This is a genomic window from Planococcus sp. TJ-201, assembly GCF_058268495.1.
The window spans coordinates 299,444-318,811 of record NZ_JBZDOG010000003.1; the positions used below are offsets into that span (position 1 = coordinate 299,444).

At 43.9% G+C, this 19,368-nt stretch carries 19 protein-coding genes; 11 read left to right on the forward strand and 8 right to left on the reverse strand.

Translation table 11 applies throughout. The features are described 5' to 3' along the window. The first annotated feature begins 118 nt into the window (after window positions 1–118). Entirely contained in the window at window positions 119–724 is a 606-nt protein-coding gene (locus AC4EG4_RS09820) for a flavin reductase family protein (protein WP_490987695.1), read from the forward strand. Window positions 725–791: 67 nt separating this feature from the next. On the opposite strand, the gene AC4EG4_RS09825 is transcribed toward AC4EG4_RS09820, so the two are convergent. After that, window positions 792–3,182, reverse strand: a complete 2,391-nt coding sequence (locus AC4EG4_RS09825) for a putative bifunctional diguanylate cyclase/phosphodiesterase (protein ID WP_490987696.1) — start codon at window positions 3,180–3,182, stop codon at window positions 792–794. 302 nt (window positions 3,183–3,484) lie between these two features. Beyond that, entirely contained in the window at window positions 3,485–3,883 is a 399-nt protein-coding gene (locus AC4EG4_RS09830) for a RidA family protein (RefSeq protein ID WP_490987697.1), read from the reverse strand. Between the two features lie 249 nt (window positions 3,884–4,132). Between AC4EG4_RS09830 and AC4EG4_RS09835 the strand changes: the two genes are divergently transcribed. The 3 genes from AC4EG4_RS09835 (at window position 4,133) to AC4EG4_RS09845 (ending at window position 6,687) form a co-directional block, all read left to right on the forward strand. Continuing rightward, window positions 4,133–4,669 carry a glutathione peroxidase gene (locus tag AC4EG4_RS09835; protein ID WP_490987698.1) on the forward strand — a complete coding sequence of 179 codons (537 nt, stop codon included), beginning with the start codon at window positions 4,133–4,135 and terminating at the stop codon, window positions 4,667–4,669. Between the two features lie 224 nt (window positions 4,670–4,893). Continuing rightward, a complete protein-coding gene (locus AC4EG4_RS09840; protein ID WP_490987699.1) occupies window positions 4,894–5,886 on the forward strand; it encodes a 2-hydroxyacid dehydrogenase in 993 nt (330 codons plus the stop codon). A 348-nt stretch (window positions 5,887–6,234) separates the two neighbouring features. Continuing rightward, window positions 6,235–6,687 (forward strand): hypothetical protein, encoded by a 453-nt coding sequence (locus AC4EG4_RS09845; RefSeq protein WP_490987700.1) that lies wholly within the window; start codon window positions 6,235–6,237, stop codon window positions 6,685–6,687. Window positions 6,688–6,865: 178 nt separating this feature from the next. Here AC4EG4_RS09845 and AC4EG4_RS09850 read toward each other — a convergent pair whose 3' ends face one another. Together AC4EG4_RS09850 and AC4EG4_RS09855 are read right to left on the reverse strand one after the other, a co-directional pair. Then, window positions 6,866–7,243 carry a hypothetical protein gene (locus tag AC4EG4_RS09850; protein WP_490977030.1) on the reverse strand — a complete coding sequence of 126 codons (378 nt, stop codon included), beginning with the start codon at window positions 7,241–7,243 and terminating at the stop codon, window positions 6,866–6,868. Window positions 7,244–7,410: 167 nt separating this feature from the next. After that, window positions 7,411–8,766, reverse strand: coding sequence for a hypothetical protein (locus AC4EG4_RS09855; protein WP_490987701.1), 1,356 nt, complete (start codon window positions 8,764–8,766; stop codon window positions 7,411–7,413). A 253-nt stretch (window positions 8,767–9,019) separates the two neighbouring features. On the opposite strand from AC4EG4_RS09855, the gene AC4EG4_RS09860 reads away from it, so the two are divergent. Next, window positions 9,020–9,424, forward strand: coding sequence for a (deoxy)nucleoside triphosphate pyrophosphohydrolase (locus tag AC4EG4_RS09860; protein ID WP_490987702.1), 405 nt, complete (start codon window positions 9,020–9,022; stop codon window positions 9,422–9,424). 31 nt (window positions 9,425–9,455) lie between these two features. Then, the gene (locus AC4EG4_RS09865) at window positions 9,456–12,362 is read left to right on the forward strand and encodes a DEAD/DEAH box helicase (protein WP_490987703.1); all 2,907 of its coding nucleotides are present in this window, start codon (window positions 9,456–9,458) and stop codon (window positions 12,360–12,362) included. 87 nt (window positions 12,363–12,449) lie between these two features. Here the strand turns inward: AC4EG4_RS09865 and AC4EG4_RS09870 are convergent, their stop codons facing one another. The 3 genes from AC4EG4_RS09870 to AC4EG4_RS09880 all read right to left on the reverse strand — a co-directional run bounded on the left by AC4EG4_RS09870 (window position 12,450) and on the right by AC4EG4_RS09880 (window position 15,929). Continuing rightward, entirely contained in the window at window positions 12,450–13,436 is a 987-nt protein-coding gene (locus AC4EG4_RS09870) for a YhdH/YhfP family quinone oxidoreductase (RefSeq protein ID WP_490977034.1), read from the reverse strand. A gap of 86 nt (window positions 13,437–13,522) precedes the next feature. Next, window positions 13,523–14,755 (reverse strand): AI-2E family transporter, encoded by a 1,233-nt coding sequence (locus tag AC4EG4_RS09875; RefSeq protein WP_490987704.1) that lies wholly within the window; start codon window positions 14,753–14,755, stop codon window positions 13,523–13,525. A gap of 301 nt (window positions 14,756–15,056) precedes the next feature. Continuing rightward, window positions 15,057–15,929 (reverse strand): SDR family oxidoreductase, encoded by an 873-nt coding sequence (locus tag AC4EG4_RS09880; RefSeq protein ID WP_490987705.1) that lies wholly within the window; start codon window positions 15,927–15,929, stop codon window positions 15,057–15,059. A gap of 207 nt (window positions 15,930–16,136) precedes the next feature. Here AC4EG4_RS09880 and AC4EG4_RS09885 point away from each other — a divergent pair, with 207 nt between their 5' ends. The 3 genes from AC4EG4_RS09885 to AC4EG4_RS09895 all read left to right on the forward strand — a co-directional run bounded on the left by AC4EG4_RS09885 (window position 16,137) and on the right by AC4EG4_RS09895 (window position 17,483). Further along, window positions 16,137–16,574, forward strand: coding sequence for an Rrf2 family transcriptional regulator (locus tag AC4EG4_RS09885; RefSeq protein WP_490977037.1), 438 nt, complete (start codon window positions 16,137–16,139; stop codon window positions 16,572–16,574). 102 nt (window positions 16,575–16,676) lie between these two features. After that, window positions 16,677–17,048, forward strand: coding sequence for a DUF4181 domain-containing protein (locus AC4EG4_RS09890; RefSeq protein WP_490987706.1), 372 nt, complete (start codon window positions 16,677–16,679; stop codon window positions 17,046–17,048). A gap of 51 nt (window positions 17,049–17,099) precedes the next feature. Then, window positions 17,100–17,483 carry a DUF4181 domain-containing protein gene (locus AC4EG4_RS09895; protein WP_490987707.1) on the forward strand — a complete coding sequence of 128 codons (384 nt, stop codon included), beginning with the start codon at window positions 17,100–17,102 and terminating at the stop codon, window positions 17,481–17,483. Between the two features lie 129 nt (window positions 17,484–17,612). Here the strand turns inward: AC4EG4_RS09895 and AC4EG4_RS09900 are convergent, their stop codons facing one another. After that, complete coding sequence (locus tag AC4EG4_RS09900) at window positions 17,613–18,206, reverse strand: hypothetical protein (RefSeq protein ID WP_490987708.1); 594 nt, start codon at window positions 18,204–18,206, stop codon at window positions 17,613–17,615. A 335-nt stretch (window positions 18,207–18,541) separates the two neighbouring features. On the opposite strand from AC4EG4_RS09900, the gene AC4EG4_RS09905 reads away from it, so the two are divergent. Together AC4EG4_RS09905 and AC4EG4_RS09910 are read left to right on the forward strand one after the other, a co-directional pair. Then, window positions 18,542–18,931, forward strand: a complete 390-nt coding sequence (locus AC4EG4_RS09905; protein WP_490987709.1) for a DUF4181 domain-containing protein — start codon at window positions 18,542–18,544, stop codon at window positions 18,929–18,931. Window positions 18,932–18,936: 5 nt separating this feature from the next. Further along, window positions 18,937–19,329, forward strand: a complete 393-nt coding sequence (locus AC4EG4_RS09910; protein WP_490987710.1) for an RDD family protein — start codon at window positions 18,937–18,939, stop codon at window positions 19,327–19,329. The last annotated feature ends 39 nt before the right edge of the window (window positions 19,330–19,368 follow it).

The following is a 19,368-nucleotide window of genomic DNA, read 5'->3' on the forward strand; positions in this document are numbered from 1 at the left end:
AAGCTACAGAATGTGCACAAGCAGCTGCACATTCTGTTTTTTTGTTAAAATGAATGGGCAGTAATTAATTTAATGCCGATAAAAGCCAACGATAAAATCAGCAAAGGAGCAGGTAAACATGATTTCAATTGATCCGCAGCAAAACAATGAACGCGACAACTACAAATTTTTGGTTGGTTCGATCATTCCAAGGCCCATCGCATTTGTCACGACACAGTCAGAAGCAGGAGTGGTCAATGGAGCACCGTTCAGCTACTTTAACATCGTTTCCTCCAACCCGCCCATGGTCTCGGTGTCGATTCAGCGGCCAACAGATAAGCTGAAAGATACGGCCCGCAATATTTATGCGAGTGGTGAATTTGTGGTCCACATTGTGGACCGCGATAATGTGGAAAAAATCAATGAGACTGCGGCTTCCTTGCCGCCTGCGGAAAGTGAAGTCGACTTGGTCGGAATGACACAAGTGCCAAGTTTGGTTGTGTCCGTGCCGGGTGTCAAGGAATCGAAAATCCGTATGGAATGCCGCTTAGTAGAATCGGTTGCACTGGGAGGCGATGGACCTGGTAGTGATTTGTTTATCGGCCAAGTCGTCCAATTTCACATAGACGAAAGCATTTACGAAAATGGCCGCATCGATCCCATCGGCCTGGATGCTGTCAGCCGGCTCGCGGGGACGAATTATGCCGCCATTGGAGACATTTTTTCACTGGAACGGCCAAAATAAAGCAAAACAAAAGGAAGAAAAAACGCAGACCTGCTGTCGTTTTTCTTCCTTTTTGTGTGGTGGAAAATTACACCAATTTTATAATGGGTCTTTTTTTGGCGAGCATGCTCGTGAAGTTTTCGACGGTCAACGGTTTGCTGTAAAGATAGCCTTGAATTTCATCGCAGTCCAGCTCCTTTAACAAAGCCAGCTGTTCTTCTGTTTCTACACCTTCTGCAATCACCGACATATCAAGGCTGTGGGCAATAAAAATCATGGCTTCCACCAGTGCTTTGTCGTGGGCGTTAGAGGCCATATCCTGGACAAATGGCTGAGCGATTTTCAAGTTATTAAGCGGAAACCGTTTCAAGTAGCTTAAGGACGAATAGCCGGTGCCAAAATCATCAATGGCAATTTGGACACCCAAATCCCGCAGCGCGCGCATTCGCAAGATGGCTTCTTCGGCATCATCGACAGCGACGCCTTCTGTGATTTCGAGCTCCAGGGAAGATGCGGGAAAGCCGGTTTTTTCCAAAACCTGCTCAATGGCGGACATTAACCCGTCATCCATAAACTGCAAAGGCGATAAATTCACAGCCAATTTCAAGTGGGGAGAGCCGGCATCGTGCCATTTTTTAGCTTGTCGGCAGGCAGTATGCAGCACCCATTCGCCCATAGGAAGGATCAGCCGCGTTTCTTCTGCCAATGGAATAAACTCACCCGGAGAAATGTGGCTTCCATCCGCAGTTTGCCAGCGGATCAAGGCTTCCATGCCGATAATTTCTCCCGTTGTGGCTTGAATCTGCGGCTGGTATTGTAGGATGAACTCTTCATTTGCAATCGCACGGCGCAAATCGTTTTCAAGCGCTATTTTTCGGGAAGCAGTAAAGGCCATATCCTCGGAAAAGAATTGGAAGTTGTTTTTGCCTTTTTCTTTTGCGCTGTACATGGCACTGTCGGCATGCTTCAGCAATTCACCGGTCGTTTCTCCATCTTTTGGATAGACGGCAATGCCAATGCTCATCGAAATATGCAGCTCCTGGCCATAAATCACCAGCGGCTTTAAAAAAGCAGACTGCATTCGGAGAATCAACGGCACAATGTCTTTTTCATCTTGAATATTATTGAGAATCAGTGTGAATTCATCACCGCCTTGCCGCGAAATCACATCATTCGAGCGCAGGCTATTGCTGATTTTTTGCGAAAAATTTTGCAGCAGCAAATCACCAAATTCGTGTCCAAATGTATCGTTGACATTTTTAAATCGGTCCAAATCGATAAACACAACCGCAATTTTTTGGGAAGTTTGTTGTGCTGAAGATATCGAGTCTTCCAATTTTTCCAGGAACAGCCGCCTGTTTGGCAATCCGCTCAGTACGTCATGATAAGCAATGTGTGTCATCTGATGGACAGCTGCCTCCAGCTCTTCGTTCTTGGAAGTGACTTCGACCGTTCGCTGGTCAATTTTATGTTCGAGAACAGAAGTCAGGTGATGGTAATTGTACAACAGTTTTTGGTTGTTCCGGAGAGTAAAAATCTGCCTTGTAATGATGAGGAAAAAGGCGATGGCTGCTCCTATAATTAGGGCCAACATGTCTTCTTGCTGCTCAAAAATCATGACGGTAAACAATAAACTGATGCTTGTATAAGGCAACAACAGACGCAGAGTGGTGATGCTGTTGATTGGCTCGATTGTTGCTGGCTGTACGGATTTTGCAACCGATTCTAGAGCAGTCAAGCCGGCCAATGCCATCAAGAATAGGCTGAGCGAAAACAGCGTGTCATAGAAATTGCCCTGGCTATACGTACCAGCAAGCATGGAGTAGAGATGTGCATTGCCCGCCAATACTTGCACGATTAAACTGGTTGTGATCAATGCTAGTACACGGACAGGGAAAAAGTGCCCCAGGCCAAGATATAAGCTGATGGCACTAAATAGCAATAGCAAATCACTCACTGGGTAACCGATTGAAACCGCGAACAATAGGGGAGAAGCTGTTTCCAAAACAAGCTGCGGTTGAATCAAAAAATGCCAGCTAAGCGCGGTGAAGACCGTCACAAGGATGGCCATATCAAAAAGAAACTTAATCTGGTACGCATTTTCTTTTGTTTGCATAATTTGATAAGCGAAAGCAGCTAAATAGAAGGAAATCTGAAGGAAATAAAACAAATCTGGCCATCCTGGATAGTTGATGTCAATCGTCGTTATGAGGATGCTGTATACCCCGAAACTTTCGGCAATCGTGTAGCTGAGGCAACCCAACGCCATCAATAGCCAAAAGTAACGTTCCTTTCCGGCTAACTTAAAATAGATCGTGAAAAGGATAATGGCCGATATCAAAGGAGGCAGCCATGCAAACAAGGAAAGTATTATGGGCTGACCATCGCTGAATAAAATCCAACCACAATAGGAAGCAATGTATAAAAAGATAAAACCGACGAACAGTTTTTTTAGTTTAGGAAGAATGATTGTATCCACCTCGTTTTCACGCGTTAGAGTTTTAAAGCCTGCCTGTATTTCCTTTATTATTATAAAGAACTACTATATAAAAATAAACAGGAATATTACATATAATAACATTTATGTGTAAAATATTTACTACAAAACACACGTTATAAGGTCTTAATGCCTATGAATAAAGGGTTTTGCAATTGGAATAAAAAAGAAAAAGATTGAAAAAAACACACAGAAAAGGACTGATCCTGGATAAAGAGACAGTCCTGAAAGATTATTCTATAGTGTACTGATGTTGTTCTATCGCTAAAATCTAACCGAATGCTTTAAACTTTAGCCGCCCAAATCTCGATTTCGATTTTGATTTCCGGCAATCCCAGTTCGGTGATGTAGCCGACCGTCATGGCCGGATAGTCTGTACCAAACAAGTGCGACCACTCAGCATATAGGAAATCCCAATCGATTTTTTGGGTTGCCCAAATGTTCACTTTAATGATATTGTCCGCGGTTAATTGCTCGGATGCCAACACTTTGTGTATGTTTTCAAAGGTATTGGCAATTTGCTGATTGGAGCCTTCTGGAAGATCTCCATTAAAATCGACGCCGATTTGACCAGAAGTCACATACAGTTCAGCATTTTTAGGGATTTTGGTAATGTGTGAATAATTGCCAACAGGCTTTGGCATGCTCCTGGGATTGCTTCTTGTAATTTTATTGTGTTCCATTAAAATGTTCCGCCTTTCTGGAAGCTTAAAAAGCTGGTCATAAATTCTTTTTTGCTGCCTGGTTATAGTTATTCCATACCCCAGGATTCAATCCCTTTTTTTCGAACGGTACATCTAGTTTGTAACTGCCATCAAAAAGCAGGATACTAAGACTGTAGGAAGTGAGTAAAATCTATATAGATTTTAGGGACTTTCCTAAAACCACCAGATAACGTTACCTATTCTGAACTCAGGAAAGAGGAAAAGCATATGTCCATTTATTCATTTCAAGCGAAATTATCAAACGGAGAAGAAATTGATCTCCAAAAATTCAAGGGGGAAGTCCTGCTATTGGTGAATACGGCCAGCAAATGCGGATTGACCCCTCAATATGAAGAACTAGAAGAATTGTACAAAACGCATAAAGAAAAGGGATTTGAAATCATCGGATTTCCATGCGATCAGTTTGGTGGACAAGAGCCGGGAACAGATGCCGAAATTTCGGAATTTTGTTCGGTTAACTATGGCGTCAGTTTTCCACTCGCCCAAAAAATTGAAGTGAACGGCAAAGCTGCCCATCCGCTTTACCAATATTTGCGCAAGCAAGCTCCTGCTGATGAAGAGTTTGATGAGGCAGGTGCGTTGCAAAAAGAAGATCGGGACATGCTGGAAAGCTCTGACATTACTTGGAAATTCACCAAATTCCTTGTTGATCGCCAGGGAAATGTGCTGCACCGTTTTGCGCCTGCTGTAAAACCAAAAAGCATCGAAACCGTTATTGAGCAGCTCCTGACTTCACCTGCCTGAGATGTTTTCTACGTAGAGTAAAAACAAGCATAGCTGAAACAGTGGAAACTGCTGCAGTTGTGCTTATTCTATTTGAACTCCACAAACCGTTACGGATGGATCGTTTTCTTATTTAACCAGAAATTCAATCGTCACTAAAGAATTCAAAAGCTAAGAGCGAAACGTGGAAAACAAGGGTATGGAATCTGTAGTATGGAAAGTTACCTTTATGGAGGAGGCACTTAATGAAACCAAAAGTTTATATTGCCCGTACTGTCTCAAAAGAAGTGGAAGAATACATCGGAGAACATTGTGACTACCGGAAGTGGCAAGGAGAAGGCCGAATCCCACTGGACGTTCTGAAAGAAGAGATAAAGGATGTGGCAGGTGTGTTGGTTCAGCATGCGCCAATTACGGATGAACTGCTGGCAGGTGCGCCGCACTTGAAAGTCATTAGCAATTCGGCGGTTGGCTACGAGTCATTCGACTTGGAAGCAATGAAGCGGCATAAAGTGCTCGGCACGCATACGCCTTTTGTGCTGGACGAAACGGTGGCCGATTTAGTTTTTAGCCTCGTCCTTGCCACTGCCAGGCGCATACCTGAGCTGAACAATTTGGTGAAGCAAGGAAAATGGAGCAAGGATACAGAGGCCAGCGAACTGTTTGGCACTGACGTGCACCACGCCACGATGGGCATTGTTGGCATGGGGCGCATCGGCGAAAAAATTGTTCGAAGAGCGCGGTTCGGTTTTGAAATGAAGGTTCTTTATAATAGCAGAACCCCTAAACCAGAATTTGAAGAAAAATACGGCATTGTCTACAGTGAGTTGGACGCACTGCTGGAAAAATCCGATTTTGTCGTGCTGATCGTGCCACTGACGCCCGAAACGCATCACCTGATGGGAGAAGAACAGTTTAAAAAAATGAAGGACAGCGCGATTTTGATTAATGGAGCCAGAGGAACGGTCGTGGATGAGGAGGCGTTGATCCATGCTTTGGAACAGGGCGAAATCAGGGGAGCAGGCCTGGACGTCTTTGAACAGGAACCTGTCAGCCCAGGCAATCCCTTGCTGCAGATGGAGCAAGTCGTTGCGCTTCCACATATCGGGTCAGCTACCGCAAAAACGCGTGCTGCCATGGCTATGAAAGCGGCGGAGAACTTGGTCGCGGGTGCGACAGGAAAAGTTCCACCGGATGTGGTTAAGGAATTGAGAAGTCTGTTGGGTAACCCATCTTAAATCTTAAAGAAGTTCAATACAAAATGAGAACGACGGGCAGTTCTTTTAAGATTCCAATCGCTCACATTAATATCATAAAGACGACCCTCAAATTGCATATAAATTTGAGGGTTTTTCCTGTTGATGCGACAATGCCTGTTTAAATAAAAGTGGGACTTGTCAACTAACAGGAGCGGGAGCAGACCCATATTATCTTCTAAATTTACCGGCAAACCACTTCCATTAAATTGAATATTTATTTATTTCTGACTTTTCGTGTTAAAATAAATAAAAGGTTCGCAGGCGATCACAGCTTAGCCAATGAGACACTAGAGTCAAGAGACTTGTCAGATTGAAAGGTAGGATAAAATGGATGAAGCACAATGGGATATCCAAGAAGTTAAGCAGTTAAAAAAGAAGCAATTAGTTCAAGGCAATCTTGCAATGCTGCTGTTATTCCTGTTGCTTGTTTATTTTGCTGATAGCGGCAACTATGCCATCATTATTGGGATATTTTTTGTAGTGATGTGGATCGTGCTGGCTATTATCTTGTACACCTTGAAGACGGGACGGCCAGTTGGTACAAAGACAAGTAAGCGTGTGCAGGAATTTGATAAAGATCGCCTGGGAGAGAAACGTTGGAGACGAAATAGAATAATTGAAGCTGTCGGCATCAGTATCGCAGGTGTTGCTATTGCAATTTTATTGTGGGATACAGATTTTAGCGCTGTACGATTGGATTCTCCCAGCTATCATTTCCCATTTATTGGAGCTTGGATAGGCTATAACATTGGAGAGATTTTCAGAATGAGCAGTTTATAAAGGGCAGCTGTATGTACGCAGAAACTTTTTTAACCATGAAGATTTAGCTGAATAAGCAACTTGACCTTTAGCTAATAGTGCATCAAAGAACCCGTTAATTCCAATGAGAATTAACGGGTTCTTTGATGGAATTACTAATGCAGCCCAGAGAATAGGAGTTTTGTTGTTCAGTTAAAACTTATGTATCCTCTGCCTCTTTTTTAGAAGCACGGAGGTACTCGAGCCAGAAGATCCACAGCGTCACAGCGGAACCGATCCACAATGAAGGACTCGATAAGGAAATGCTGTTGTGGGATTCTCCTCCAAGTGCCGTCAAGACAGCCAACACAAGCATAGGCACTACAATCATCAGCAGGGGAAAGATGATCATGTAGCGCTTCTTTTCGCGGCGCGGCCTAAGCGTCAACGCACTCAATGCGATCATCAGCACAATGACGGCAAACAAAATCCATGTTGGAATGCCAAGCGAAGCCAGCGTTCCCGGAAAATAGTCATTAACCAGCAGTGTACACAAATTAATCAGTAATACGGCAATAATAAGCCAATAGGTTTTCAACAAAAAAATCCTTTCCGTGTTGGCATAATCAATCAACCTTCCCTTCAGTGTAACAAAATAAGTTGGGCATAACAGGGAAATAAGGGAATTGGTTTCTTATTGTGAAGTTCGGGTGACCATTGTTTTAAAATCCGAAACAAAAACCAGTAACTTCCTTTTTAGGAAGCCTACAAAATAAAATACAGAGCTGATATCACCAAATAGCAGACGATCCAAATCAATACGGCAAACTTAAAGTTCAGTTTAAACGCGATATAGACAGAGTTCTTTTGGCTAATCGCCGCCAGCAGCAGGTTCAGTCCAGAAAATGGAGAAGACAGAATGGCCAGGATCCAACCCGCAAGCAAGCCAAGGCTTAAATACAAATGATCATCCGCAAACAACGGGGAGTTGCTCAAGGTGATGGCCAAAATAGCGGCGGTGATGATGGGGTGGACGCCAATCCAAGCGGGAAAGGTCATCAACAAGGCCAATACCGGAATCAAAAGCAAAACATGGGTTATATTCAAAGTTTCCAAAAGGCTCCGAATCCAATCGTCCGCTCCGTTGTTTAACAGAGCCGTACCGAAAGCGCCGGCAATGATGAAAATCGACAGCTCATTTCCCATTGATGGAACTTTGACGTGAATGTATTCCTGGAAGTTTGCAAAAAGCTCACGCAAAGTGCCAAGGAACAATGACCATACGATAGAGACGACAAGCGCGGTCAGCGGAATGATGGTCAACACCGATAAGCCAGTCACACTTTCAATAACTAAGATCGCAGCGGTGACAGCAAGCAGGATAATGGCAAGTTCCAATACTTTGCGCTTAGCTTCACCGAGGCTCACCGGATTTTTGACAGATGAAACTTCTGGAATAACAATGCTGTTTTTGCGCTCTGCAAAAAATCCGATGCCCATCAAAATAACGGTGACAGCGAGGCCAACCGGGAACAATTGCAGCCACGTCACATCAAAATACGACAGCACCAACGCCATGGAGATAAAGTAAGGGGACCACATGAACGCCATGACAAATCCGCGGCTCAAAGCTTTGATGCGCACTTCATTAAAAGGCTTGAACGACTGTGTGTTTGTCAAATCGTAAAGAATGGGAAGTGTGCCGACATTCATGACGGCACCGACACTGCCGGCAGCCACGGTCGTAAAAAGGTACAGGTGATGCGTTTTCTTAATATAGTAGGCAAAAATAACTTCTATGTACTTTAAATACTGCCCTTGCTGAATCGGAATCGACAACAACGGCACAAAGATGAAAATTGCCAAAAGATTGGCATTGGTTTGCAGCGCCAGAAAAAACTCACGCAGCCCATTGCCACTGGCGTCCATCAACAACCCCACAACGAGCAGCACCGAAATCAAAATCTTCGGCGTCCGCGGAAGGTAGGGAAAATATGAAACAAGCACAGCTAGTGCAAACAAGCTGACCAGAAAAGTCGAGTAAGAGAAAGGGACAAAGAAAGACAGCAAATAGGTTCCACCCATGAGCAGGGTGCTGAGGGGGCGGATGATTGGTTTCATGTGAAAGACTCCTTTTGAAAGTGGGACGGTTTTTATTTAGTTTGACAGAAAAGTTTGTGGGCGTCTTGAATAGTGCTCTAGCTAGTAGGCTTTACTAAAACTTAGCATCTAATAACCGGATAAAATACTTACAAATATTTCAATTTAGCTTAAAAAGAAGAATATATTGCAAATAGAAAATGTTAGAATAAAGAGAATTAAATGTTTAATACTAGTAGGATATATAAAAAAATTTAAAAAGCAGGTGAAGCTTATGAAAAAAAATATACATGTAGTGGGAGCAGTTATTACAAGCGGTGATACGATCTTATGTGCGCAGCGAGGAATGGAGAAGAGCTTGCCGGGCTTATGGGAATTTCCGGGCGGTAAGATTGAAGAAGCAGAAACACCGCAAGAAGCTTTGCAAAGAGAAATACAAGAGGAAATGCAGTGCACAGTGGAAATTGGTGAGCAGCTTGAGTATACGGTGTATGAATACGATTTTGGAATCGTCCATTTGACGACATTTTATTGCCAGCTAGTCGAAGGTATTCCAGTGTTAACAGAACATAGCGCGATACAGTGGTTGGAAGCGCATGAGTTGGAGCAGCTGGAATGGGCACCAGCTGATATACCTGCGATACAGAAATTAAAACAGGTGCATAAAACTCAGAAGTAATTGAGTTATTTGGAAGAAGCGAGGGACGAATATGAATTTTCTTCAGAGTTTAGAAGACTCAATTTACAAAGGATTTATTGATCAAACCAAACCGAGTGGGGAACGCTTTAAGCCAACCCTGCTGATCAACAACACCAAAACAAACGAAACGGTATTGAACTCGATCATTGAGGAGTTGGATAGCTGCCAATCGTTTCTTTTTTCTGTGGCTTTTGTCACGGAGAGTGGGTTGGCGACGTTGAAAACCCACTTATCGGACTTAGATCAGAAAGGAATCAAAGGAAGAATTTTGACCTCGACATTTTTGAATTTCAATCAGCCGAAAGTATTCAAAGAACTTATGAAAATCAGCAATGTGGAAGTACGATTATCGAGTATGAAAGGCTTTCATTCGAAGGGGTATATTTTTTCTCATAACACGCATAAAACCTTGATCGTCGGGAGTTCTAATTTAACGGCGCAAGCCTTGAAGGTGAACTATGAATGGAACATAAAGCTGAGCTCGCATGAAAATGGCGAATTGGTTTCTCACTTTTATCATCAATTCGAAGAAGTGTGGGAAAGCGCGCAGCCGCTGACGGAACAATGGATCACAAGCTATGAACAAGCGTACGTGCCGATGGAATACCGAAAAGAATGGACCAATGTGGCCGAATTTCCGGAAGTGTATACAGAAAATCCATTAGAAGAAGCCATCCATATCAAACCGAACAACATGCAAAAAGCTGCTCTTCGGGAAATCCAAGCGGTGCGGGAAGCTGGGAATGACAAAGGCTTGGTGATTTCAGCGACCGGTACGGGGAAAACTTACCTATCCGCGTTTGACGTGCGTGAATTTGCACCAAAACGAATGTTATTCATCGTTCATAGAGAACAAATTCTTCAAAAAGCTAAAGCTGATTTCATTCGAATATTGGGTGGTGTAGAAAAAGATTTCGGAATTCTGTCGGGCAATTTACGGGAGACGAATGCCCGTTATTTATTCGCGACCATTCAAACGATTTCAAAAGAAGACACACTCCGTCAACTGGATTCGCAAGCATTTGACTATATTTTAATTGACGAAGTACATAAAGCAGGAGCCCAATCGTATCAGCGGGTGATAGAGCATTTCCGACCGAAGTTTTTAATGGGGATGACTGCGACACCTGAACGTACAGATGATTTTAATATTTACGAGCTGTTTGATTATAATGTGGCATACGAAATTCGCTTACAGGAAGCATTGGAAGAAGACATGCTTTGTCCATTTCATTATTTTGGGGTAACGGATGTGGAATATGAAGAAGGCGTGATTGACGAAGCGACGGTTTTTTCAAAGCTGGTAACGGAAGAACGTATCGAGCATCTTCTGCAAAAGGTCGAGTATTACGGCCATTCAGGTGACAAAGTGCGAGGTCTCATGTTTTGCAGCAGAAAAGAAGAAGCGCTTCAACTTTCAGAAGAGCTGAACCGAAGAGGATTAAAGACTGTCGCATTGACCGGCCAAAATTCTCAAGAAGAGCGTATTTTGCAGGTCGAACGGTTAGAAAACGGCATTATCGATTATATTTTAACTGTTGATATTTTCAACGAAGGGATAGATATTCCGAGCGTTAATCAAGTCGTCATGCTGCGGCAAACGCAGTCGAGCATCATCTTTATCCAACAGCTCGGGCGCGGCCTTCGAAAGCACGGCTCCAAAGAATTTGTCACGATTATTGATTTTATTGGAAATTACAAAAACAACTACCTCATTCCCATCGCTTTGTCCGGCGAACGTTCGCAGAACAAGGACAACATTCGCCGTCGAATGAAGGATACGAGCTACATCAAAGGCATTTCCACTGTGAACTTTGAAGAAATAGCAAAAAATCGTGTGTTTTCGGCGATTAAAAAAAGCAATTTAAATGACATGAAGATTCTTCGGGAAGCCTATATCGAACTTAAAAACAGAATAGGACATATTCCACAGCTTCAGGATTTTATTCACCACAATTCAATCGATCCGTTAGTGATTGTTCAGAAGTATACAACCTATCACCAGTTTTTAATGAAGCTTAAAGAAATTGATCCATTGGTCAATGGATACGAAGAACAAGTGGTAACCATGCTTTCTTTGGAGATCTTAAATGGCAAGAGACTGCACGAAATACTACTTCTTGAATTATTGCTGGAAAAAGAAAAGGTCACGATGGCAGCATATGAACAATACCTAAGATCTCATAACTGCTCAGGTGACCCAGAAACTTTAGCATCGGTACAACGAATCATGGACCTGAGCTTTTTCAACCAAGGCCCTCGGAAAAAATACGGCACGAAACCACTTGTGGTTTTTGGCTCAGATAGCATCGAGTTTAATAAAGAAATTCAAGAAAGCCTAGCGCGAAATGCAAGCTTTCAAGCGATGCTGAAAGATCTCGTCACAAGTGCCAAAGAGTTAAGCAAAAGTTACAGATGCGACCAGGCTTTAACACTGTACAAAAAATACACTCGTAAAGATGCTTGCCGGCTATTGAATTGGACAAGCGACGAAAGCTCAACGATTTATGGGTACAAGACGAAGCATGGGACCTGTCCGATCTTTGTTACTTACCATAAAGATGCCGAAGTGGAGTCGAGTGTGGCATATACAGAAGGCTTCATCAGCCCCGAAATCTTCAAATGGTCGACCCGAAGTAACCGTACGTTAGCGTCTGCAGAAGTAAAAACCATTTTGGAAGCTGCGGAAAACGGCATCGACCTCCATTTATTTATTAAAAAAGATGATGACGAGGGTGGAGATTTTTATTACCTCGGACAGGCTCTTCCAGATAAAGAAAATGTAGAACAAGCATTAATGAAAGATAAAAACTTAAAGGACATTCCAGTCGTTCACATGCAGCTGGCATTAGAAAATACAGTAGAAGGAAAACTTTATCGTTATATTGCGAGCGAAGAGGGATCGACAACAGATTGATCTTTGAGGAAACGGAAAAAGCGGAAAGGCTAAAATCAGCCTTTCCGCTTTTTCATATTTTTTATTCGAAACCATTATTTGCTGAACCTATAATTTCACAACTGTCCGTCCCAAATGCTGGCCATTTTTGATAGCGTCGATTGTTTCGGTCAATTCTTCCAGTGAAATCTCGTTTACCAGCGTTGTTTGTGTGATGTTCCAGTCGCTCGCCATTTTCTCCCACAGGCTGCCGCGCTTTTCGATCGGTACGTTGACCGAGTCGATTCCGAGCAGACTGACGCCTCTCAGGATGAATGGCAGTACTGTAGTGTTTACTTGAAGTCCGCCGGCGTTGCCGCACATGCTCATGCTGCCGTCATACGAGATCTGTGGAATCAACGCAGAAGCCACGTCTCCGCCGACCGTGTCCACTACATAGTCGAATCGGGTTTTGCCTAATGGCTTTTTGGCATCTCCGAGTTCTTCCGCAAAAATGATATTTGTTGCGCCCAGTGATTTAGCGACTTCGGCTTGGTGTTCTTTCCGTACCAAAGCGGAAATGTTTTGGTATCCGCTTTTCGACAGGATCTGCAGCGCGATGCTGCCGACTCCACCAGTTGAACCTGTCACTAAGATGGCCGGATTTTTTGCCGGATCCATGCCGTTTTGTTCCAGTGCACGAATGGAAAGTGCTGCGGTAAATCCGGCTGTTCCGAATACCATGGCGTCTTTCAAGCTCAAGTTAGCGGGCAGCGGCACAATCCATTCTGCCGGGACGCGTGCATATTCTGAAAAACCTCCCGTATGGCTCATGCCCATGGCAAATCCTGTGACGATTACTTCTTGTCCCTCAGTGAAGCGGGAGTCTGTTGACTCAACGACAGTGCCGCTCAAATCAATTCCGGGAATCATCGGATAGTTCCGGATAACGCCTGCATTTTTCTGTACTGCCAGCATATCTTTATAGTTAATGGAAGAATAGGCAACTTTAATCAAAACTTCCCCTTCGGAAAGCTGATCGGAATTGATCTCCTCCAAACCATAGATTACTTGGTCTTCTTGTTCTTTCACTCTAACGGCTTTAAATTGATTCATGCAGATTGCCCCTTTCTGGAAAATGGATTGAATGCAAAAACTACCATATGGCTATGGCTGCCGTCAATTTAGGACAGCCTGTGTATTTACCGCAATTTCTTCTTCAAGCTCAACTGTTTTTTCTTTTTCTTTTCAGAAACCAGTGGCTTTGGCGCCGGATTAAAGTCGTCGTCGTACAGGCCGGTATAAGCTTGGTACCAAGCGAACAAGTGGGCAAGCACCACTTTGCTGACGGCATAGGCGGGAATGCCGAGAATGACGCCCGGAATGCCGAACAGATTTCCGGCTGTTAGAAGTACGGCAATAATGGTGACGGGATGGATGCTTAAGTTGCTGCCCAGAATGAGAGGCTGAATAACGCGTCCTTCCAGTGTTTGCTCAATAAAGAAGACAATCAGCACCTTGACTAGCATGATGGGCGAATGGACCACCAGAGCAATGATGACAATTGGCAATAAGGCAATGAACGTACCCAAAAACGGTATCAAGTTCAAGGCACCCGCCAAAATACCAAGTGTCAGTGCATACTCGAGGCCGATGATGCTCAAACCAATCCAAAACATCAGTCCGACAAAAAAGGCGACAATCAGCTGGCCGCGGATATACTGGCTGATTTGCATGTTCATTTCACGCAACAGAACATAAGTATGTTCCCGCATTTTCGATGGCACAAGCTTCATGATGTGATAAGGCAGCTGATGGCCGTCCTTCAATAGATAAAAAAGGATAAAGGGAGTCGTAATCACTGCGAGTACAGTCGTCGACAGGACACCGAAGACGCTGCCAATGCCGGTGACAGTGGTCCCGACAACATCATCTGCCTGATCTGTGATGGAAGTGGATAGGCTGTCTGCATTGCCGGTCAATTGTGTTTGCAGCTGGGACAGGATGTCGCTTTGGAAAAATCTATCGATCTGAGAGATAAAAGTGGCTAAATAGTCTTGCCAATTTTCCAGCAAGCTTAGTGTCTGCTCGCGAATAATCGGAATCAGAGTTGCGATTCCCCAGGCAAGCAAGCCAATAATAATCACAAAGACAATAGAAATACCACCGATTCGCTTGATGTGTTTCGTTTCCATCCAGTCGATAAACGGATTTAGCAAATAGTATAAAACACCCGCCATGATCAGCGGCAAACCCATGACATCAAAAAAAGCGAAAAATGGCTGAAAGATATAGCTGATTTTTGGCAGCAGCAGCAAGTTCAGCATAAGCAATAACAGGATGACCAATACAGATACCGCCTTGTTGTTTAGCACCCATTTCACAAACCAGGAAGCTGCATGGCTTAACGCATGTTTGTTTTTGTCCTGCTCCATCACGTGCACCTCTTTCCTGAATAAAACAGTTTGAGACGCTGGCCCCGCATCTTATTATTATTTTCATTATATGCCTAAAATACCCGTATAGCGCAGTTCTCACACCGCCGCTGAACTTTATTTTTCTAAACAGGGATGCCTTATCCACATGTGGATAACTGCTAAAGAATAACGAAACGACAAAGTTATCCCCGTTTTATAAGGAAATCATCCACATATCCAGCAACGGGCAGGATAAACCGTAAAAATCCTTTTTAAAAACCCAGTCTTCCATATGGATGGAAGACTGGGTTGCGATCGTCTATTGGTTTGCTTGTATGGATGCGACCAGTTGGGTTAATCCTTCTTTTATAGGGGTAACGGGCCGGCCAAGAAGTTTTTCAAAGCCACGACTTTCTACATCCAATGTGCCTTCGCGGATGCTTTGCTGGATGCCGACCAACATCGGAATGAGAAAGTCAGGCAATCCTGCACCCAACATGGTTTCTGCGTAGGCCGCATCATCTACGTGTTGGACTGGTACTGTTTTTCCAAGAACCTCCCCCAAGACAGCGGCAAATTCGTCCTGAGTCAGTAAACTTCCTGAAAGTTCGTAGATGGCATTTTCATGTCCTTCTTGTGTTAACACAGCTGCGGCTGCCGCAGCATAGTCCTGTTGCGGTGCCCAGCCAACTTTGCCATTTGGGGCTGAAGTTAGCCAAGGTGCGCCTGCCAATACACCTTGAATGCCTGAAGCTTCGTTTTCCAAATACCAATTGTTGCGCAGAAATGCGTAAGGAATGCCGGTTTTCTGAATGGCTTGTTCTGTTGCCTTGTGCGGCGGTGCCATAAGATTTGTGCTTTCCTGTGCGTTCACCACGCTTGTATAAGCGATAAAGGAAACGCCGGCTCGTTGTGCAGCAGCGACTGCGTTGCCATGCTGGACGATGCGCGTATCGTTATCTCCATCTGTGGAAACAATCAGCAGACGATCAATGCCGGCAAAGGCTTTGTCCAAGGTTTCCGGCTGATCAAAGTCTCCGTGGCGCACATCAACACCGCGGTCTTTCAGATCCTGTGCTTTCTCCGGACTGCGAACACTGACCGCCAATTGCTCTGCGGGAACGGTTTCCAATAAAGTGTTGACTATTTTTGAACCTAATTTTCCTGTGGCGCCTGTCACTAACAGTTTCATAACTGATTCCTCCGCTTCGTCTATTTTTGATAAATCCGCTAACCTGTATCCATCGTTGATACATGTGATCATCATAGATTTTTCTGTTTGGTTTGTCAACGATTCGCAATCCGCTCTTTTTTATTTGTGCCGTTTTTAAGGTATACTGGCTTGTAAGCAGCTTAGATACAGGATCAGAAAAATTTATAAAAGAGGCAGGTGAGCAAAATGTCCATCAGCAGCCGTTTTACCGTAGGCATTCATATCTTGACCTTGGTTGAGTTAAATAAAGAAGGCATCAGTTCGTCCGAATACATTGCGGGCAGCGTCAACACAAATGCAACTTTGATCCGAAAAATAACTGGCATGTTGAAACGGGCAGGCTTGGTTGAAGTGCAGCCTGGCATTGCCGGAGCAAAGTTGGCCAAGCCCCCTTCGGAAATTACCTTACTGGATGTCTACAAAGCGGTGGACGTGGTTCAGGAGCAGGAACTGTTCAGCGTCCATGACAATCCGAATCCGAATTGCCCGGTAGGCAGGAATATTGAGGATGCGGTTCTGCCAATTTTGTCGGCAGCCCAGCTGGCATTGGAAAAAGAATTGGGCTCAGTGACGATCGAAACTATTTTGCAGGACATCGCTTCTAAAGAAGATGCGGCGATCTGATTGAATAAGCATTCCTCTGTGGAATGCTTTTTTTGTGGACATTTTTTGGAACTTCTCTCCAGTTGATGCGTAGAATACACAAAGGTTCAGGAGGTGAGGAGTATGTGGGTCCTCTTTATATGGCTATTGGTTATTTTTGGACTCGAGTTTTTGAGGATGTACTTGAAAAAGCGTTTTGGCATCGACAAAGAAGAGCAGGCAGGTGTGCCGGTTAAAAAGTTTGAGCGTTGGAACGGCTGGGTCATGTTGGGGGCAATCATCGTTTTGTATGTCTTTTTCATCGATGCGCTGGCCGCATTTTTCTCCTTATTACTTGGGATTTTCGTCTTGGTATGTGCAACGCAAATTTACCTGGAGTGGAAATACTTGAAAGGATCCCGGAAATACCAGGCTTCGATGGTTTACTTCACGATTACTGCTCTGGCAATCATCGTTTTTCTCTCTGTATTAAGATGGCAAACAGAGTTTTTTTAAGCTCAGGCGAAAGAGCAAAAGAGGCTCTTTGCAAAATAAAGCACTGGGGAGGTGAGTGGAATAGAAACGGTAATTCTGGTTGGATTTATCTTAATTATGTTTGTGATCGCTTTGAGTTTGAACAAACTTGAAAAAAAGTATGGTGTGAACCGTGCAGAAGCTGGAGAACAGCTGAAAAAATCAGAGCGGACGGCAGGGTGGATGAGCATCGGTTTACTGGCTGTGATTGTGGCTGTTGCTATCAGCGGGTCAGACATCAACTACATCTTGATCATGTTGAGTGCCGGCGTTTTGGCATTGCTTCAAACCATGATTGAATGGAAATACGTCAGAAACGCACGGCGTTCGATGGTCAGTTTTACGCTAACGGCTGTTTTGCTTTTGTCTTTGCTGGGCTTGATGCAGATTGTTGAGTGGACGACTTCCTTTTTATAGAAGGCAGAAACTGGTCATGTACTGAAAAAAGGTGCCAATTTTTCGCGGAAATGTTAAATGAGGTATCGATTCACGCAACAACTAAAGCCGTTATGCAAATTCCAGCATAACGGCTTTGTACTTAACATGTTAGTTTTTTTTATTGGCAAATAGTACAAGAATCGGTCCGATAATCGGAATCCATGCAAGCGCTTTGAGCTTTGCTTCCGGGTAGAAGCGGTGGACGGCATAAATGGATAAGCCCCACAGCACAAACCAGTCGACGGTCATGACAGAGACCAGACCCGATGCGAAAAAAGCTTCGCGGTAAGCAGCCAGCGAAAAGCCCTGCAGCAGCATCAATCCATTCGCTAACCATGACACCATAAGAAGAATCAGCCAAAAGCGGGAACCGAGAAAGCGGACGAGCCAAGCTGGAGTTCGCAGCTTTCTTTCAGCCTTTCGGTCACCAAAAGCGAAATAGAGTAAAAGTGAAAAAGCGCCAACCACAAAAGACAATAGTGCAAACGGCCACGCCGGCCATTTTTGCCGGTCATTCAGCAGCAGCAGCGTTAAAAATACCATCGGAAACAAGCCAAGTGAATTGAAAACGGCAAACACCAGCGGATCAATCGCTCCAAAGTTTCCGCTGAAAATATTCGACAGGACAGGATCGGTCTCGCCGCCAGGTGCCAGAAATACAGCATAGCCAACGAGAAGGAGCCAAATAATAAAAAAGATCACAGTCAACACCCCTTTTTTTATCTTATTCTATTAATCAATGGGTTCCCTCAAGGAGCAGATGGCAAACCGTCGGCCCACGTTGAAGTAAATCATCAACCTTCTTGGTTTGCTGATCTTTGGTCACCTGCATCCAACTTTAAATAGGCTTGCCTACTTATAAAAAAAGACAACGTCCAGGCTAATAGAAACAATCTAAGCAAAGTTCCTCTTGCCTAGTGCCACAACTTTATCATAGGAAAGTTATAAAGGTGAATTGTTTTTCATTAAACTTAGCCTTCATTAAAGAAGGGGAACGGGTCCAAAGTGTAGAAGTACTTTAGTTAGGAGGGCTACCCATGCAGCCAGCTTTGATCGTTGGATTACTTGTTCTTTTTACATCCTATTTCCTTTTTGCACATTTTTATTTGAAGCGGAAACGCGGAATAAAAAGAGTCTGGAAAAGTATTTTTCATGAAGATAAAAATCGTTATGGCTTGGTTGTACAGGGGATTATTTTTGTGGCTTTTGCCTACGCACTGATGTATGTAAATTTGGAAATGGACGTCACCGAACTGTCGCTGGCTGTCCGCCTGAGTCCTTTTGCCGGTCTGTTTATTTTACAGGCGTTTTTCACAGGGCTCGAGGAGTGGCTGCTGCACCGGGAAGAGGAGCGTTATTGGTATGAATGGTCAGAATCTTTTCTGATTCTGTCGGCTTTCTGCCTAATACTTATTATGGAAGGGTGAATGGAATGAATGAATTAACAAAAAAACGGATAAAAGCGGTAGCGATCGATACAGTAATTTCTACAGTGGTTTCTTCCGCGCTAGAACCTTTTTTGAAAAAGAAAACGAAAAGCAGTTTTTCCTATGTAGTACTATCGCCAACCGTAGTTTTCTGGGGCTTGGAATATGCCCAGCTGCGGCTTAGCGGCCAGACTGTCGGCCAGAAATTAATGAACATCGAAGTGCAAAACGAGAATGGCGGTGAGCCGACCTCAGAACAGATTTTGAAACGGATGGTGCATCGGGATACGGTCAGTTCCATTCTTTACTTGAAAGACCGTGAGGCTTATGACAAATACCAAGGCGAAAAATTCCCGCACGATCTTTACGCGCATACGATGGTGAAAGAGTTGAACTAAAAAGAAAATTGCTATGGGGCTTTCCTTGAGAAAAGGAAA

Coding starts and splice junctions, on each gene's coding strand:
- AC4EG4_RS09820 (WP_490987695.1), top strand. CDS start 119: ATGATTTCAATTGATCCGCAGCAAAACAATGAACGCGACAACTACAAA.
- AC4EG4_RS09830 (WP_490987697.1), bottom strand. CDS start 3,883: ATGGAACACAATAAAATTACAAGAAGCAATCCCAGGAGCATGCCAAAG.
- AC4EG4_RS09835 (WP_490987698.1), top strand. CDS start 4,133: ATGTCCATTTATTCATTTCAAGCGAAATTATCAAACGGAGAAGAAATT.
- AC4EG4_RS09840 (WP_490987699.1), top strand. CDS start 4,894: ATGAAACCAAAAGTTTATATTGCCCGTACTGTCTCAAAAGAAGTGGAA.
- AC4EG4_RS09845 (WP_490987700.1), top strand. CDS start 6,235: ATGGATGAAGCACAATGGGATATCCAAGAAGTTAAGCAGTTAAAAAAG.
- AC4EG4_RS09855 (WP_490987701.1), bottom strand. CDS start 8,766: ATGAAACCAATCATCCGCCCCCTCAGCACCCTGCTCATGGGTGGAACC.
- AC4EG4_RS09860 (WP_490987702.1), top strand. CDS start 9,020: ATGAAAAAAAATATACATGTAGTGGGAGCAGTTATTACAAGCGGTGAT.
- AC4EG4_RS09865 (WP_490987703.1), top strand. CDS start 9,456: ATGAATTTTCTTCAGAGTTTAGAAGACTCAATTTACAAAGGATTTATT.
- AC4EG4_RS09870 (WP_490977034.1), bottom strand. CDS start 13,436: ATGAATCAATTTAAAGCCGTTAGAGTGAAAGAACAAGAAGACCAAGTA.
- AC4EG4_RS09875 (WP_490987704.1), bottom strand. CDS start 14,755: ATGGAGCAGGACAAAAACAAACATGCGTTAAGCCATGCAGCTTCCTGG.
- AC4EG4_RS09880 (WP_490987705.1), bottom strand. CDS start 15,929: ATGAAACTGTTAGTGACAGGCGCCACAGGAAAATTAGGTTCAAAAATA.
- AC4EG4_RS09885 (WP_490977037.1), top strand. CDS start 16,137: ATGTCCATCAGCAGCCGTTTTACCGTAGGCATTCATATCTTGACCTTG.
- AC4EG4_RS09890 (WP_490987706.1), top strand. CDS start 16,677: ATGTGGGTCCTCTTTATATGGCTATTGGTTATTTTTGGACTCGAGTTT.
- AC4EG4_RS09905 (WP_490987709.1), top strand. CDS start 18,542: ATGCAGCCAGCTTTGATCGTTGGATTACTTGTTCTTTTTACATCCTAT.
- AC4EG4_RS09910 (WP_490987710.1), top strand. CDS start 18,937: ATGAATGAATTAACAAAAAAACGGATAAAAGCGGTAGCGATCGATACA.